Below are 15,949 nucleotides of genomic sequence, written 5' to 3' on the forward strand. Positions count from 1 at the left end.
TTAGCGACCTGTAACCGAGTTATTGCGTTGCGCTACTATAGGGTAACCCGACTTTTAATGAAACCACACAACGTGTGTAAGAACTGAAGGTAAGTTAATTTCATGGCAATTGCACTGGAGCTTGAGCAGCTTAAAAAAACCTATTCGGGTGGCGTTCAGGCGCTACGCGGAATAGATCTGAAAGTAGAGGCCGGCGATTTTTACGCGCTTCTGGGGCCGAACGGGGCCGGGAAATCGACCACCATTGGGATTATCAGCTCGCTGGTCAATAAAACGTCCGGCCGGGTGAGCGTCTTTGGGTACGACCTGCAAAAAGACGTGGTGAACGCCAAGCGCCAGCTGGGGCTGGTTCCGCAGGAGTTCAACTTCAACCCGTTCGAGACGGTGCAGCAAATTGTCGTTAACCAGGCGGGCTATTACGGCGTTGAGCGTAAAGAGGCCCTCGAGCGTAGCGAAAAATACCTTAAGCAGCTCGATCTGTGGGAAAAGCGTAACGAACGCGCGCGCATGTTGTCCGGCGGGATGAAGCGCCGCCTGATGATCGCCCGTGCGCTGATGCACGAGCCAAAGCTGCTGATCCTCGATGAACCGACAGCGGGTGTTGATATCGAACTTCGTCGCTCCATGTGGGGCTTCCTGAAAGATCTCAACGACAAAGGCACCACCATTATTCTGACCACCCACTATCTGGAAGAGGCTGAAATGCTGTGCCGCAATATCGGCATCATTCAGAACGGCGAGCTGGTGGAAAACACCTCGATGAAGAATCTGCTCTCCAAGCTGAAATCCGAAACCTTCATTCTCGATCTGGCGGCGAAAAGCGCGCTGCCAAAACTTGAAGGTTACAACTATCGTCTGGTAGATACCTCAACGCTGGAAGTGGAAGTGCTGCGCGAGCAGGGGATTAACAGCGTGTTCTCACAGCTGAGCGCGCAGGGGATTCAGGTTTTAAGTATGCGTAACAAAGCGAACCGACTGGAAGAGCTGTTTGTCTCTCTGGTACATGACAAACAAGGAGACAAGGCATGACGCATCTTTACTGGGTCGCGCTGAAAAGTATCTGGGCGAAAGAGATCAACCGCTTTATGCGTATCTGGGTGCAAACCCTGGTGCCGCCGGTCATCACGATGACGCTCTATTTCATCATCTTCGGTAACCTGATTGGCTCCCGGATTGGTGAGATGCACGGCTTTACCTATATGCAGTTTATCGTGCCGGGCCTGATCATGATGGCGGTGATCACCAATGCCTACGCCAACGTGGCGTCGTCGTTTTTCAGCGCCAAGTTCCAGCGCAATATTGAAGAGCTGCTGGTCGCGCCGGTGCCGACGCACGTCATTATCGCGGGCTATGTCGGCGGCGGCGTGGCGCGCGGGCTGTGCGTGGGGATCCTGGTCACGGCGATTTCGCTGTTCTTCGTGCCGTTCCAGGTCCACTCGTGGCTGTTTGTCGCGCTGACGCTGCTTCTGACGGCGATCCTCTTCTCGCTGGCCGGTCTGCTGAACGCCGTGTTCGCCAAAACGTTTGACGACATCAGCCTGATCCCGACCTTCGTGCTGACGCCGCTGACCTATCTCGGCGGGGTGTTCTACTCCCTGACGCTGCTGCCACCGTTCTGGCAGGCGCTGTCGCACCTGAACCCGATTGTCTACATGATCAGCGGGTTCCGCTTTGGCTTCCTCGGCATCACCGATGTGCCGCTGTTTACCACGGTGGCGGTACTGGTGGTGTTCATCATCGCCTTCTACCTGCTCTGCTGGTCGCTGATCCAGCGCGGACGCGGGCTGCGCAGCTAATCTTTTGCCCGGCGACGCTCTGTTTGCCGGGCACTTTCTTTGACAGTTATCACCGTAAGCTAACCTTCACTCCGCTAAACTACTTGCCTGCTAAGGAGGGAGTTATGCTGGGATGGGTTATCACCTGCCACGATGAACAGGCGCAGGAAATGCTGGATAAGCTTGAAGCCAGATTTGGCCCGCTGGTGCAATGCCGGGCGGTAAACTACTGGCGCGGGTTGAGCACCAATATGCTGAGCCGCATGATGTGCGATGCCCTGCATGAAACGGACACCGGGGATGGCGTGATTTTTCTTACCGATAAATCGGGCGCGGCGCCTTATCGCGCAGCCGCGTTGCTGAGCCATAAGCACGCGTGCTGTGAAGTGATCTCGGGTATTAACCTCTCCCTGCTGGCGTTAATGTATCCGCAGCGTGGATCCTTAAGCAGCGCAGAGTTTCGCCAGGCCATCGTGGCGCAGGGCGTTCCGGGCGTCAGCAGCTTGTGGCATCAGCAGCAAAAAAATCCTCCCTTCGTCCTGCTCCACGATTTGTATAAGAATTAAACGTGGGTATTGATGTCTCATTTGTTACAATAGCGGCAGTTTTCCGCACCGATTAAGACACCATGCTACCGCGCATTCTTTTCTTGCTATTGATGCTCATTTCCGGCGTCAGCTCAGCCAGTTTACTCAGTCAGCACACGCTGCCTGCCCAGTACATGCAAACCACCGAAGACGCGGCGATCTGGGCGCAGGTGGGGAACAGCGTGATCAACGTCGGTAACGTGCGCGCCGGGCAGATCCTGGCCGTTGTGCCCGCGGCGGCGGACTACTACGAATTTCGCTTCGGTTTTGGCACGGGGTTTATCGACAAGGGCCACCTGGAGCCGGTTCAGGGGAAACAGCGCGTCGAGGACAGCCTCGGGGATCTCAATAAGCCCCTGAGCAATCAGAACCTCATTACCTGGAAAGACACGCCGGTGTATAACGCGCCGTCGAGCGGCAGCGCGCCTTTCGGCACGTTAAGCGCCAATCTGCGCTACCCCATACTGAATAAACTGAAAGACCGTCTGAATCAGACCTGGTTCGAGATCCGCATCGGCAATCGTCTGGCGTGGATCAGCAGCCTGGACGCGCAGGAAGATAACGGGCTTCCGGTTCTGACCTACCACCATATTTTGCGTGATGAAGAAAACACGCGCTTTAGACATACGTCCACAACGACCAGCGTACGTGCGTTCAACAACCAGATGGCCTGGCTACGCGATCAGGGCTATACCACCCTGACGATGTACCAGCTTGAAGGGTACGTGCGTAACAAAATGAACCTGCCTGCAAAATCGGTGGTGATTACCTTTGACGACGGCCTGAAATCCGTCAGCCGCTATGCCTATCCTGTGCTGAAAGAGTACGGCTTCAAGGCTACCGCGTTTATTATCTCTTCCCGTATAAAAGGCCATCCGCAGAAGTGGGATCCAAAATCGCTGCAGTTTATGAGCGTGCAGGAGATTAAGGGGATTCAGGATGTGTTCGATATTCAGTCCCACACCCACTTCCTGCACCGCGTGGATGGGTATAAGCACCCGATTTTACTGAGCCGCAGCTATCACGTGATTTTGTTTGATTTTGAACGCTCGCGTCGCGCGCTGGCGCAGTTTAATCCACGCGTGCTCTATCTTTCCTATCCGTTTGGCGGCTACGACAATAAAGCGATAAAGGCGGCGAATGATGCCGGTTTCCATCTGGCGGTGACGACGGTGAAAGGGAAGGTGAAGCCGGGGGATAATCCGTTCTTACTGAAACGCCTGTACATCTTAAGAACGGATTCGCTGGAGACCATGTCGCGGCTGATCAGCAATCAGCCGCAGGGATAGTGCTTAAGCAACCTGAACCGGAATCGCTTTCGCGGTACGTTTCATGTCGTTGTCGCCTTCAAAGTAGGCAACTTTCGGCTGCCAGCGGCGCGCTTCTTCATCAGACATCATCACGAAGCTGGCGATAATCACAATATCGCCCACGTCCGCGCAGTGCGCTGCCGCGCCGTTAACGGAGATGATTTTAGACCCGCGCTCGGCGGCGATGGCGTAGGTTGAGAAACGTTTGCCGTTGTTAACGTTCCAGATATCAATCGCTTCGTTTTCAAGGATGCCCGCAGCATCAAGGAAATCCTGGTCGATGGCGCAGGAGCCTTCATAGTGCAGGTCGGCCTGGGTGACTTTCACACGGTGAAGCTTACCTTGCAGCATTTTGCGAATCATTACGTTTACCTTTCATCTTCCGGGTAGAGAAACCTACGCCAGTTCAACCACTTTGTTGTCGATTAGGCGGGCCTGACCGAGCCATGCCGCCACCAGAATGACCGCACGTTTGCTGGTCTGTGTAAGCTCCAGAAGCGTATCGGCATCGCGAATTTGAATATCATCAGCGCGGAAGCCTTTATCGTTCAGCGCCTGTTCAGCCAGAGCAATAATCTCTTCGGCCGTTAACTCTTTCGCCAGCAGCTGTTCTGCCATGGTGTTCATGACCTTGCTTAAGCCCGGCGCGATTTTACGCTGGTCCGCGGTCAGGTAGCCATTTCGCGAGCTGAGCGCCAGACCGTCTTTCGCGCGTACAATCGGTACGCCAACAATCTCGATATCGTAACCCATGTCCGCAACCATCTTGCGGATCAGCGCCAGCTGCTGGAAATCTTTCTCACCGAAGCAGGCAACGTCCGGCTGCACCAGGTTGAACAGCTTGCTGACGATGGTCGATACGCCGCGGAAATGACCCGGGCGGCTTGCGCCTTCCAGCATGGTGGAAATGCCCGGTACGTCAACGTAAGTGGCCTCATCGGTACCCTGAGGATAGACATCCGCCGGTGCCGGAGAGAAGACAATATCCGCATGGCGTTTTTTGAGCTTCTCGCAATCTTCCTGCAGGGTGCGCGGATAGCGTGCCAGATCGTCGGCGCGGTCAAACTGCATTGGGTTAACGAAGATACTGACCACCACGATATCTGCACGGGCTCTTGCTTCGTCAACCAGCTTCATATGGCCGTCATGCAGGTTGCCCATGGTCGGGACCAGTGCGATACGTTTACCTTCCTGACGCGCACGACGGATATGCTGGCGCAGCAGCGGCAGGGTTTCAATGATTAGCACAACGAGACTCCTTAATGGAAACTGTGTTCTTCACCCGGGTAAACACCGGATTCAACGTCGGCAATATACTGCCTGACCGCAGCGCGCATGTCGCCCGCTTCGGTGAGGAAATTTTTGGCAAACTTCGGAATATGCCCGCCGGTGATGCCAAAGGCGTCGTGCATCACCAGGATCTGACCGTCGGTCACGTTGCCTGCGCCAATACCAATCACCGGAATCGACAGGGCTTCAGTAATACGCTTCGCCAGCTCAACCGGCACGCACTCCAGCACCAGCAGCTGGGCGCCTGCTGCTTCCAGCGCCAGGGCATCATCAAACAGCGTCTGGGCGGCGTCACCGCGGCCCTGCACTTTATATCCACCAAAGATGTTGACGGACTGCGGCGTCAAGCCCAAATGGCCGCACACCGGCACGGCGCGCTCGGTGAGCATCTTCACCGTATCCACCAGCCAGGCGCCGCCTTCAATTTTGACCATGTTAGCGCCAGCACGCATGACTACTGCCGCGTTTTCGAATGCCTGCTCCGGCGTGGCATAGGCCATAAACGGCAGATCGGAAAGCAGCAGGCAGGCTGGAGCCCCGCGGCGCACCGCACGCGTGTGGTAAGCGATATCCTCAACCGTGACCGGCAGGGTGGAATCATGTCCTTGTACCGTCATCCCTAACGAATCTCCGACCAGCATGACGTTGATACCCTCTTCGGCAAAGAGTTTGGCGAAGCTGTAGTCATACGCGGTGATGGTGGCGAAGCGTTTTTTTTCCTGTTTGCATTTCTGCAGTAAGGAGATGGTGGTTGGTTTCATACTGTTTCCTGATAGCCCAAAAGCGAATCTTTGCGCATTCTAACAGTAACATTCGGGGGAACAATGATTTTAGGTAACCGATTAGCCACAATTATTTTGAGGTTAATCGGCAGGGGAACCGGATCACCAGCGGGCGGGTCTTTCCGCGCTGAGGTTGTCCAGAATGGTCCGGAGTGGGATGCCATCCGGGAAGATGAGATCGGGGGCGACTTCAAACAGCGGCCAGAGCATAAACCCGCGGTTTTTCATGTCGTAATGCGGAACGGTGAGACGTTCAGTGTTAATGGTTTCGTGACCAAACAGCATAATGTCGAGGTCCAGCGTGCGCGGTCCCCAGCGCTCTTCTTTGCGTACGCGGCCCTGCTGCAGTTCGATGCGCTGGGTGTTATCCAGCAGCGTTTCGGCATCAAGGGCAGTTTCCAGCACCACGGCGGCATTGAGATAATCAGGCTGATCCTGCGGGCCCAGCGGCGGCGTGCGGTAGAAAGAGGAGACCGCCACGATCTTGCTTTGCGGGATCTCCCCCAGCGCCTGTACGGCAGCGTTCACCTGCTCCAGCGGAGAGGCTAAATTGCTGCCGATGGCGATATACGCGAGGGTCATGCTGTCCCTTCACGACGCGGCGCGCGTTTGCGCGGACGGCGATGGCGGCGACGCGGTTCCGGCTCTTCATCCAGCCCGGTGAGCATATCTTTTTGCTCCGGCGGGGCGGAAACCTGGAATTCGGCCCACCACTGCGCCAGGCGCTGCAGTTCCTGATTGCGTTCAATTTCAGCACGCAGCGACAGCAGATCGAAGGCGGCGCGGAATTTTGGATGCTCCATCAGCTTCCAGGCGCGTTTGCCCTGACGACGGGACATGCGCAGCTGAAGCTGCCAGATATCGCGCACCAGCGTGGTAATACGTTTTGGAATAGCGAGCGTACGGCACCCTTCGTCCAGCACGTCGTTTGCGGCCAGCGCGAAGGCGTCATAATAGGCAAGCCCGCTCTCCTGGGTAATTCGCTGGGCCGTTTCCAGCAGCGGATACCAGAACATCGCCGCAAACAGGAACGCCGGATTGACGCGCATGTCGTTGCGAATACGGGTATCGGTATTTTTCAGCACCTGCGCAATCATCCGCTCCATTGGGCTGTCACCGCTTTCGGTGAAGTAGCGGGTAATGGTCGGGAAGAGGGGCTGGAACAGGTTGTATTCGCGCAGCAGGTTGTAGGTTTCAAAGCCGTGGCCAGCCTGCAGCAGCTTCAGCGCCTCTTCAAACAGGCGGGCAGGCGGCACGTCGTTAATCAACGTCGCCAGACGCGGAATCGGCTCTGCCGTTTCCGGGCTGATGCGCATATTGAGCTTGGCGGCGAAACGCACGGCGCGCAGCATACGCACGGGATCTTCGCGATAGCGCGTTTCCGGCGTGCCGATCAGACGGATCAGACCTTCTTTCAGGTCCTGCATGCCGCCGACGTAATCACGCACGGTGAAATCCGCCACGCTGTAATAAAGGCTGTTGATGGTGAAGTCGCGACGCTGGGCATCTTCTTCGATAGAGCCGAAGATATTGTCGCGCAGCAGCATGCCGTTCTGGCCGCGCTGTGACGTGGTGCGATCGGATGCGCCCGCTTCGTGGTGGCCGCGGAAGGTCGCCACTTCGATAATTTCCGGGCCAAACATCACGTGAGCCAGACGGAAACGGCGGCCAACGAGACGGCAGTTGCGGAATAATTTGCGCACCTGCTCAGGCGTGGCGCTGGTCGTCACGTCGAAATCTTTTGGTTTTTTGCCCAGCAGTAAATCACGTACTCCACCGCCCACGAGATAGGCCTCGTAGCCCGCTTTATTCAGACGATAGAGCACCTTGAGGGCATTTTCACTGATATCTTTGCGGGAAATAGTGTGCTGCTCACGCGGAATAACCGACATGTGTGGCTGTGCAATAGCATCGTTCGCCATGCTCTCTTCGCGGCTTAGCACTTTACGGCAAAAATTAGCGACTCGGGTAAAAATGGTACACCTCGTAGTGTGTTTTGTTATGAAAAAAGCGGCTAATCATAGCTCAGCGCAACGCATTTGAGAATGCTGGATTTTTGGCACTGCCGCGAGCGTCCAGTTGGCAACGGCCATTTTCAGCAGTTCGTCAATACGCAGATCCTGCCATTCGTTGGTTACATTCTGGTTGAGAAATCGCAGCGCGTCGATCAAAACAGGACGCGGATCGCCGTCTGGCAGGGCCGGGGCGTGGTTCTGCTTTGACAATTTAAAGCCCTGCGCATTGACCGCCAGCGGCAGATGAATGTAGTCCGGGGCCGTCCAGCCAAACTGGTGATACAGCGATATTTGTCGCACGGTCGGCTCGACCAGATCCGCCCCGCGCACAATTTCCGTCACGCCCTGAAAACGATCGTCGACGACCACCGCCAGGTTATAGGCGAAAAGGCCGTCACGGCGGTGAATAATAAAATCCTCACGCGCCAGACGTTCATCGGCATGAATCTCACCGGAGAGGAGATCGTTAAAGTGCGTCACCGGGGAGCGCTGCTTTATACGTACGGCGGCATTTTCCGGGGGAAGATTAAGCGTGCGGCAGTGGCCGTCATAGACGCCACCCACGCTCTGGATACGCGCGCGGGTGCAGGTGCAGTTATAGGCAAGCCCCCGATCGCGAAGCCAGGCCAGACGTTCCCGATAGGCATCGTGACGTTTTGACTGCCAGAGCACCTCGTCATCCCAGTGAAGACCGTAATGTTCCAGCTGACGCAGAATAGTGTCTGCAGCACCGGGAACTTCACGCGGGGGGTCAATATCTTCAATGCGTACGAGCCATTTTCCCAGGCGGGCGCGAGCCTGCAGGTAGCTGCCGAGCGCGGCAATCAATGAGCCGAAGTGTAATTCACCGGAAGGAGATGGCGCGAAGCGCCCAATATAGTGTGATTCAGACATATCAACAGTAACAAGGCGGGAGAGACTCCCGCCTTTGGAGTGTGTAAACAGCGCTGGTATTAACCGGCCATCTGTTTTTCGCGGATTTCGGCCAGCGTTTTACAGTCGATGCACAGATCGGCGGTTGGACGCGCTTCCAGGCGACGAATACCGATTTCAACACCGCAGGATTCGCAGTAGCCAAAATCTTCGTCTTCGACTTTTTTCAGCGTTTTCTCGATCTTTTTGATCAGTTTGCGTTCGCGGTCACGGTTACGCAGTTCGAGGCTGAACTCTTCTTCCTGAGCGGCACGGTCTACCGGATCCGGGAAGTTGGCAGCTTCATCCTGCATATGAGTAACGGTGCGATCGACTTCATCCCTGAGTTGATTACGCCATGCTTCAAGAATACGCTTGAAGTGCGACAGCTGGGCTTCGTTCATATACTCTTCGCCCGGCTTCTCTTGATACGGCTCCACCCCAGCGATGGCGAGAATACTCAGGGACGATGTTTTACGGTTTTGCCCTTCTTGCATGTTGCTTCTCCTTAACACGCACTATCGATCCCCGTGTTGGGGGAAAAATCAGGTCGCTATAAATAGCAGATGCTTTTCCGTAAGGCAATTATCTAAACGTAACACTTGACAAGCCTGTGAGGAAAAGCGTATTTGCGCACGCGGCCAGAACACTTATTCGACAATCGTCTAATCCCTTACAAGACAATGGGAAGAGAGGATCTCAGAGTCATATTATCGGCAGAAAGTTCCGCTTTATAAGCGAAAACCTCTACCCCCTGCTTTTGTGCCTCATGCAACAATTGCGCGTATTTAGGATCAATATGGCGGGCAGGGGAGAAACGTTCAATGGCTGAATGCAACACCGCAAACAGCAATACGGCGCGTTTGCCCGCCGCCGCAACACTCATTAGCTCTCGCAGATGCTTCTGGCCACGCAGCGTTACCGCATCCGGGAAGTAGCCATTTTCCTGTTCCGCTAACGTCACTGATTTTACTTCAATATAGCACTCGGGCCTGTCTTCCGCCTGTAACATGAAGTCAATTCTGCTGCCTTCATCGCCATATTTCACTTCACTTTTATGCGTGCCATATCCCACCAGTTCGGGAATGGCGCCAAGGGTCAGCGCTTCCTTAACCAGCTGATTTGCGCGCTGGGTATTAACGCAAATAAATGCCCCGTTTTGGGTTTCGGTCACTTCCCAGGTATGGGCATATTTGCGTTTACTATTTTCTGAAGTGGAATACCAGACCCTGTCACCCGGCGTCGCACACCCCGTCATGGCGCCGGTATTGGGGCAGTGCAGGGTGAGCTGAACCCCTTCGGGGGTGATCACGTCGGCGAGGAAGCGTTTGTATCGCTGGATAAGCGTAGCGTGCTGCAGGGGAGGACTAAACTTCATCAGAATTCCTTTCAGTATTGCCCAGCGTCCAGCGCTGTAGCGGCGTATAGCGGGTGCGTCCCTGTGCAAAGACGGATTCGTAAAGCGCGAATGCGTTGACCGGAAAGGCCCAGTGAAAACCCGGCGGCGGGATGGCAACGGCCTGACCGGCATCGCGCAGCAGCGTGATATGTGGATGAAACGGCTGTGGGCTCTGATAACAGCCGCTGCGCGCCGCCTGGGCGCGCAGCATATTCGCCAGCTGCAATAATCCGCGCGGCGGCTGGCGCGTTCCCAGCCAGACCACGCGCGAACGCGGCCACTGACCCGCGTCGTCGAGATGCAGCGTAAATTCCGGCTGGGCAATACGCCCGGCCATTGCGGCTAACGCCCGCTGTTTTTCGGCACTAACGTCGCCCAAAAAGGCCAGCGTCATGTGCAGGTTGGCCGCCGCGACAGGGCGGCCCGCTTCCGGCGAAAAGCAATCGGCGCGCCAGCGAACAATTTGACGCTGTATGGTGGTGGGCAATTCAATGGCAAAAAACAGCCGTTTCGACTCAGGCATACGGAGGACTCGGTAATGATATGCGCCGATGCTACAATGTACGCCGACTAATGTTAACCCTCTGGAGCTGTTAGTGTCCTCATTGCCGGTCGCCGTCATTCTTCCTGAGCTTCTCGCTGCCTTACGCCATTCCCCACAGGTTTTGCTGAATGCCCCTACGGGCGCGGGCAAGTCCACCTGGCTGCCGCTGCAGATTCTGAAAGACGGAAATATCCGCGGGAAAATTATCCTGCTGGAGCCGCGCAGGCTGGCCGCGCGCAACGTGGCGCAGCGTCTGGCGGAACTGCTGAATGAAAAACCGGGCGAAACGGTAGGTTACAGGATGCGTGCCGAGGCCTGCGTTGGTCCGAACACGCGTCTTGAAGTAGTCACCGAGGGTATTCTCACCCGCATGCTGCAAAACGATCCGGAGCTGAACGGCGTTGGGCTGGTGATCCTCGATGAATTCCACGAGCGCAGCCTGCAGGCGGATCTGGCCCTCGCGCTGTTGCTGGACGTGCAGCAGGGGCTACGCGACGATCTCAGGCTGCTTATTATGTCGGCCACGCTGGATAACGAGCGGCTACGACAGGCATTACCCGATGCGCCGGTCATCAGCTCGGAAGGGCGGGCGTTTCCGGTTGAACGCCGCTATCAGCCGCTTCCCTCCCACCAGCGTTTTGACGAGGCCGTCGCCATTGCCACCGCTGAGCTGCTGCGCCAGGAAGCCGGTTCCCTGCTGCTGTTTTTGCCGGGCGTGGGCGAAATCCAGCGAGTGCAGGAGCAGCTTTCTACCCGCGTAGGCGGCGACGTGCTGCTTTGTCCGCTCTACGGCGCGTTGTCGCTACAGGATCAGCGTAAAGCGATTGTTCCCGCACCGGCGGGGCAGCGCAAGGTGGTGCTGGCAACCAACATTGCTGAAACCAGTTTGACCATTGAAGGGATTCGCCTGGTGGTGGATAGCGCGCAGGAGCGGGTGGCAAGCTTTGACCCGCGTACCGGCCTGACTAAACTCCTGACGCAGCGCATCAGCCAGGCGTCGATGGTGCAGCGCGCGGGCCGTGCGGGGCGTCTTGAGCCGGGCATCTGCCTGCATTTGACCAGCGCGGAGCAGGCTGAACGCGCCGCACAGCAAAGCACGCCGGAAATTTTACAAAGCGATTTGTCTGGTCTGGTGATGGATCTGCTCCAGTGGGGCTGCCCGAACCCTGAGCAGCTCACCTGGCTTAATCCTCCTCCTGTCGTAAACCTCACCGCTGCACGCACGTTGCTGACGCAGCTTGGCGCGCTGGAAGGCGAGCGTCTGACGGCGCGCGGCCAGAAAATGGCGGCGCTGGGCAACGATCCGCGTCTGGCCGCGATGCTGGTGGCCGCGCAAGGGGATGATGAAATTGCCACAGCGGCAAAACTGGCGGCTATTCTTGAGGAGCCGCCTCGCGGTGGCAGCAGCGATCTGGGGCAGGCGTTTTCGCGCAGCCAGGGTAACTGGCAGCAGCGGTGGCAGCAGCTGGGTAAACGCCTGAATAGCCGGGGAGGTGCGCCTGACAGCGATAAGATTGCCTTCCTGCTGGCCCAGGCTTTCCCGGACAGGATCGCGCGTCGGCGCGGGCTGGACGGTCGCTACCAGCTGGCAAACGGCATGGGAGCGATGCTGGACAGCGATGATGCGCTGACGCGTCACGAATGGCTGATCGCCCCGCTGTTGCTGCAGGGCAGCCATTCTCCGGATGCGCGTATCCTGCTGGCGATAGCCGTAGATATTGACGCCCTGACGCGTGCCTGTCCGCAGCTGCTTCAGCAATCTGATACCGTGGAATGGGATGACGCCCAGGGCACGCTGAAGGCCTTTCGTCGCAGCCAGATTGGCAAGTTGACGCTTGGGACGAAGCCGCTGGCGAAGCCGTCGGAAGACGAGCTTCATCAGGCGATGCTGAACGGTATTCGGGAAAAAGGGCTGAGCGCCCTGAACTGGACGCCGGAAGCGGAGCAGTACCGCATTCGTCTGCACTGCGCCGCGAAGTGGCTACCGGAATACGGTTGGCCTGCGGTGGATGACGAGACGCTGCTCGCTACGCTTGAGCGCTGGCTACTGCCGCAAATGAGCGGCGTACACTCTCTGCGAGCCCTTAAGGCGCTTGATGTTAAGACCGCGTTACAGAATTTACTGGACTGGTCATTACGTCAACGTCTGGATAGTGAACTGCCAGGGCATTACACTGTGCCGACCGGAAGCCGGATTGCCATCCGTTATCATGAGGATAATCCGCCGGCGCTGGCGGTTCGAATGCAGGAGATGTTTGGTGAAGCCACAACGCCGTCCATTGCGGAAGGGCGTGTGCCGTTAGTGCTTGAGCTGCTGTCGCCTGCGCATCGTCCATTACAAATCACCCGAGATTTGGGAGCGTTCTGGGCGGGAAGCTACCGTGAAGTGCAGAAAGAGATGAAGGGGCGATATCCCAAACATGTCTGGCCGGACGATCCGGCGAATACGGCGCCGACGCGGCGAACGAAGAAATATTCGTAGAAGGGGAGTGCGGCCTGATGCCCTCACCCCGGCCCTCTCCCACGGGGAGAGGGAGAAAACACTAAAGACTTTCCTGACAGGAAAGTCTTGCTGTTTATTTTGAGAGATTTCTTCTTTCACAGGCCTGTGAAAGAAAAGAAAATCTGGCCTTTGCGCCTGAAAGTTGCGGAGAAAAAGCATGGCGGGGAATGACCGCGAGCCAATAGGACGTAAGGGAAAACCAACGCGTCCGGCGAAAGAAAAGGTAAGCCGTCGTCGCCTCAGAGATGAGGACTATGACGATGACTATGAAGACGATTATGAGGATGAAGAACCGATGCCGCGTAATGGAAAAGGCAAAGGGCGTAAGCCTCGGGGCAAACGCGGCTGGTTCTGGCTGCTGCTGAAGCTGTTTATTGTTTTTGTTGTCCTGATGGCGATTTACGGCGTGTATCTGGATCAGAAGATCCGTAGCCGTATCGACGGAAAAGTCTGGCAGCTCCCTGCGGCAGTGTATGGCCGTATGGTGAACCTTGAGCCAGATATGTCCATCACCAAAAACGAGATGGTTAAACTGCTGGAAGCCACCCAGTATCGTCAGGTGTCAAAAATGACGCGGCCTGGCGAATTTACCGTGCAGTCCAACAGCATTGAGATGATTCGTCGTCCGTTTGATTTCCCGGACAGCAAAGAGGGGCAGGTGCGCGCGCGTCTGACCTTTGACGGCGATCGTCTGGACACCATCGAGAACATGGATAACAACCGTCAGTTCGGTTTCTTCCGTCTCGATCCGCGTCTGATCACCATGCTTTCGTCAGCAAACGGCGAGCAGCGCCTGTTCGTGGCGCGTAACGGCTTCCCGGATCTGCTGGTAGATACCCTGCTGGCAACCGAAGACCGTCACTTCTACGAGCACGATGGCATCAGCCTCTACTCGATTGGCCGTGCGGTACTGGCTAACCTGACTGCCGGTCGCACCGTGCAGGGAGCGAGTACGCTGACCCAGCAGCTGGTGAAAAACCTGTTCCTCTCCAGCGAACGCTCTTACTGGCGTAAAGCGAACGAAGCCTACATGGCCGTGCTGATGGATGCGCGCTACAGCAAGGATCGTATCCTTGAGCTGTACATGAACGAGGTGTACCTCGGTCAGAGCGGCGATAACGAAATCCGCGGCTTCCCGCTGGCGAGCCTGTACTACTTTGGCCGTCCGGTGGAAGAGCTGAGCCTGGACCAGCAGGCGCTGCTGGTGGGCATGGTGAAAGGGGCGTCCATTTATAACCCGTGGCGTAACCCGAAACTGGCGCTGGAGCGTCGTAACCTCGTTCTGCGTCTGCTGCAACAGCAGCAGGTGATTGACCAGGAGCTGTACGACATGCTGAGCGCGCGTCCACTCGGCGTTCAGCCGCGCGGCGGCGTGATTTCGCCTCAGCCTGCGTTTATGCAGCTGGTGCGTCAGGAGCTGCAAAGCAAGCTCGGCGATAAGGTCAAAGATCTCTCCGGCGTGAAGATCTTCACCACCTTTGACTCCGTGGCGCAGGATGCGGCCGAAAAAGCGGCTGTGGAAGGCATTCCGGCGCTGAAGAAACAGCGTAAGCTGAGCGATCTGGAAACCGCGATGGTGGTGGTTGACCGTAACACCGGCGAAGTGCGCGCGATGGTGGGCGGGGCCGAGCCGCAGTTTGCGGGCTACAACCGTGCGATGCAGGCGCGTCGCTCAATCGGCTCTCTGGCAAAACCGGCAACCTACCTCACAGCCCTGAGCCAGCCAAATCAGTATCGCCTGAATACCTGGATTGCGGATGCGCCGATCTCCCTGCGCCAGCCTAACGGCCAGGTCTGGTCACCGCAGAACGATGATAAACAGTTCAGCGGCCAGGTCATGCTGGTGGATGCGTTGACCCGTTCCATGAACGTGCCAACGGTGAACCTGGGCATGTCGCTGGGACTGCCGGCGATTGTCGATACCTGGCAAAAGCTGGGCGTGGCGAAAGATCAGCTGCATCCGGTGCCGGCGATGATCCTCGGTGCGCTTAACCTGACGCCGATCGAAGTGGCGCAGGCGTTCCAGACCATTGCCAGCGGGGGCAACCGCGCGCCGCTGTCTGCCCTGCGCTCAGTGATTGCCGAAGATGGTTCCGTGCTGTATCAGAGCTTCCCGCAGGCGGAGCGTGCCGTTCCTGCTCAGGCCGCCTATATGACGCTGTGGACGATGCAGCAGGTCGTGCAGCGCGGTACCGGCCGTCAGCTGGGCGCGAAGTATCCGGGTCTGCATCTGGCGGGTAAAACCGGGACCACCAACAACAACGTCGATACCTGGTTCGCCGGTATTGATGGCCGTGAAGTGGTGATCACCTGGGTAGGCCGCGACAACAACCAGCCGACCAAGCTGTACGGCGCGAGCGGGGCGATGTCGATTTACCAGCGCTATCTGGCGAATCAGTCTCCTGTGCCGCTGAATCTGGTTGCGCCGGAAGATATCGTCGATATGGGCGTGGACAGCTCCGGTAACTTCGTCTGCGGCGGCGGGATGCGTACGCTGCCTGTCTGGACCGCAAACCCGGACTCGCTGTGCCAGCAAAGCCAGCCAGAACAGCCAACGGGTAACCCGTTCGACCAGTCTTCTCAGCCACAGCAGCCGCAGCAGCAACAGCCGCAGCAGCAGAATGAGAAGAAAGACAGCGACGGTGTCGCGGGCTGGATTAAAGACATGTTCGGCGGTAACTAAGCTTTTAAAGCCCTCTTCCCTGGAAGGGGGCTTTTTTTACCCGTAAACCTCATTTCGTTAACCCTCTCTTTAACTCTGATTAACCCTTCGTTTTCTCTTGATGATTTCTTAAACCCTTAATTCTCATAGGGCCGCTTACTGCTTGCTAT

At 56.9% G+C, this 15,949-nt stretch carries 15 protein-coding genes; 6 read left to right on the forward strand and 9 right to left on the reverse strand.

Going from position 1 to position 15,949, the window contains the following annotated elements:
• Nucleotides 1–102: 102 nt before the first annotated feature.
• The 4 genes from UR289_RS12800 to UR289_RS12815 all read left to right on the forward strand — a co-directional run bounded on the left by UR289_RS12800 (nucleotide 103) and on the right by UR289_RS12815 (nucleotide 3,651).
• Nucleotides 103–1,029: an ABC transporter ATP-binding protein gene (locus UR289_RS12800; protein ID WP_193138851.1), complete on the forward strand. Its 927-nt coding sequence runs from the start codon at nucleotides 103–105 to the stop codon at nucleotides 1,027–1,029.
• Entirely contained in the window at nucleotides 1,026–1,796 is a 771-nt protein-coding gene (locus UR289_RS12805; RefSeq protein ID WP_023310428.1) for an ABC transporter permease, read from the forward strand. The genes UR289_RS12800 and UR289_RS12805 overlap by 4 nt, the downstream gene beginning before the upstream one ends.
• Before the next feature lie 104 nt (nucleotides 1,797–1,900).
• Nucleotides 1,901–2,341, forward strand: coding sequence for a PTS sugar transporter subunit IIA (locus UR289_RS12810; RefSeq protein WP_023310429.1), 441 nt, complete (start codon nucleotides 1,901–1,903; stop codon nucleotides 2,339–2,341).
• A 62-nt stretch (nucleotides 2,342–2,403) separates the two neighbouring features.
• Nucleotides 2,404–3,651, forward strand: coding sequence for a polysaccharide deacetylase family protein (locus UR289_RS12815; RefSeq protein WP_320710328.1), 1,248 nt, complete (start codon nucleotides 2,404–2,406; stop codon nucleotides 3,649–3,651).
• A 3-nt stretch (nucleotides 3,652–3,654) separates the two neighbouring features.
• On the opposite strand, the gene panD is transcribed toward UR289_RS12815, so the two are convergent.
• The 9 genes from panD to thpR all read right to left on the reverse strand — a co-directional run bounded on the left by panD (nucleotide 3,655) and on the right by thpR (nucleotide 10,593).
• A complete protein-coding gene (gene panD, locus UR289_RS12820; protein WP_006810068.1) occupies nucleotides 3,655–4,035 on the reverse strand; it encodes an aspartate 1-decarboxylase in 381 nt (126 codons plus the stop codon).
• Nucleotides 4,036–4,068: 33 nt separating this feature from the next.
• Entirely contained in the window at nucleotides 4,069–4,920 is an 852-nt protein-coding gene (gene panC, locus UR289_RS12825) for a pantoate--beta-alanine ligase (RefSeq protein ID WP_023310431.1), read from the reverse strand.
• Nucleotides 4,921–4,931: 11 nt separating this feature from the next.
• Nucleotides 4,932–5,723, reverse strand: coding sequence for a 3-methyl-2-oxobutanoate hydroxymethyltransferase (gene panB / locus UR289_RS12830; RefSeq protein ID WP_047060107.1), 792 nt, complete (start codon nucleotides 5,721–5,723; stop codon nucleotides 4,932–4,934).
• 123 nt (nucleotides 5,724–5,846) lie between these two features.
• Nucleotides 5,847–6,326 (reverse strand): 2-amino-4-hydroxy-6-hydroxymethyldihydropteridine diphosphokinase, encoded by a 480-nt coding sequence (gene folK, locus UR289_RS12835; protein WP_320710332.1) that lies wholly within the window; start codon nucleotides 6,324–6,326, stop codon nucleotides 5,847–5,849.
• The gene (gene pcnB, locus UR289_RS12840) at nucleotides 6,323–7,720 is read right to left on the reverse strand and encodes a polynucleotide adenylyltransferase PcnB (protein ID WP_072162357.1); all 1,398 of its coding nucleotides are present in this window, start codon (nucleotides 7,718–7,720) and stop codon (nucleotides 6,323–6,325) included. The genes folK and pcnB overlap by 4 nt, the downstream gene beginning before the upstream one ends.
• Nucleotides 7,721–7,762: 42 nt before the next feature.
• The gene (gluQRS, locus tag UR289_RS12845; protein ID WP_182383052.1) at nucleotides 7,763–8,653 is read right to left on the reverse strand and encodes a tRNA glutamyl-Q(34) synthetase GluQRS; all 891 of its coding nucleotides are present in this window, start codon (nucleotides 8,651–8,653) and stop codon (nucleotides 7,763–7,765) included.
• 59 nt (nucleotides 8,654–8,712) lie between these two features.
• A complete protein-coding gene (gene dksA, locus UR289_RS12850) occupies nucleotides 8,713–9,168 on the reverse strand; it encodes an RNA polymerase-binding protein DksA (protein ID WP_001155232.1) in 456 nt (151 codons plus the stop codon).
• Between the two features lie 176 nt (nucleotides 9,169–9,344).
• Nucleotides 9,345–10,049 carry a DNA/RNA nuclease SfsA gene (gene sfsA / locus UR289_RS12855; protein ID WP_033144658.1) on the reverse strand — a complete coding sequence of 235 codons (705 nt, stop codon included), beginning with the start codon at nucleotides 10,047–10,049 and terminating at the stop codon, nucleotides 9,345–9,347.
• Nucleotides 10,039–10,593, reverse strand: coding sequence for an RNA 2',3'-cyclic phosphodiesterase (thpR, locus tag UR289_RS12860; RefSeq protein ID WP_069303673.1), 555 nt, complete (start codon nucleotides 10,591–10,593; stop codon nucleotides 10,039–10,041). The genes sfsA and thpR overlap by 11 nt, the downstream gene beginning before the upstream one ends.
• 73 nt (nucleotides 10,594–10,666) lie before the next feature.
• Here thpR and hrpB point away from each other — a divergent pair, with 73 nt between their 5' ends.
• Complete coding sequence (gene hrpB, locus UR289_RS12865) at nucleotides 10,667–13,096, forward strand: ATP-dependent helicase HrpB (RefSeq protein WP_320710340.1); 2,430 nt, start codon at nucleotides 10,667–10,669, stop codon at nucleotides 13,094–13,096.
• Between the two features lie 178 nt (nucleotides 13,097–13,274).
• A complete protein-coding gene (gene mrcB, locus UR289_RS12870) occupies nucleotides 13,275–15,800 on the forward strand; it encodes a bifunctional glycosyl transferase/transpeptidase (RefSeq protein ID WP_033144661.1) in 2,526 nt (841 codons plus the stop codon).
• The last annotated feature ends 149 nt before the right edge of the window (nucleotides 15,801–15,949 follow it).

It is taken from the genome of Enterobacter sp. 302C9, from assembly GCF_034106085.1.
Classification (GTDB): Bacteria; Pseudomonadota; Gammaproteobacteria; order Enterobacterales; family Enterobacteriaceae; genus Enterobacter; species Enterobacter asburiae_B.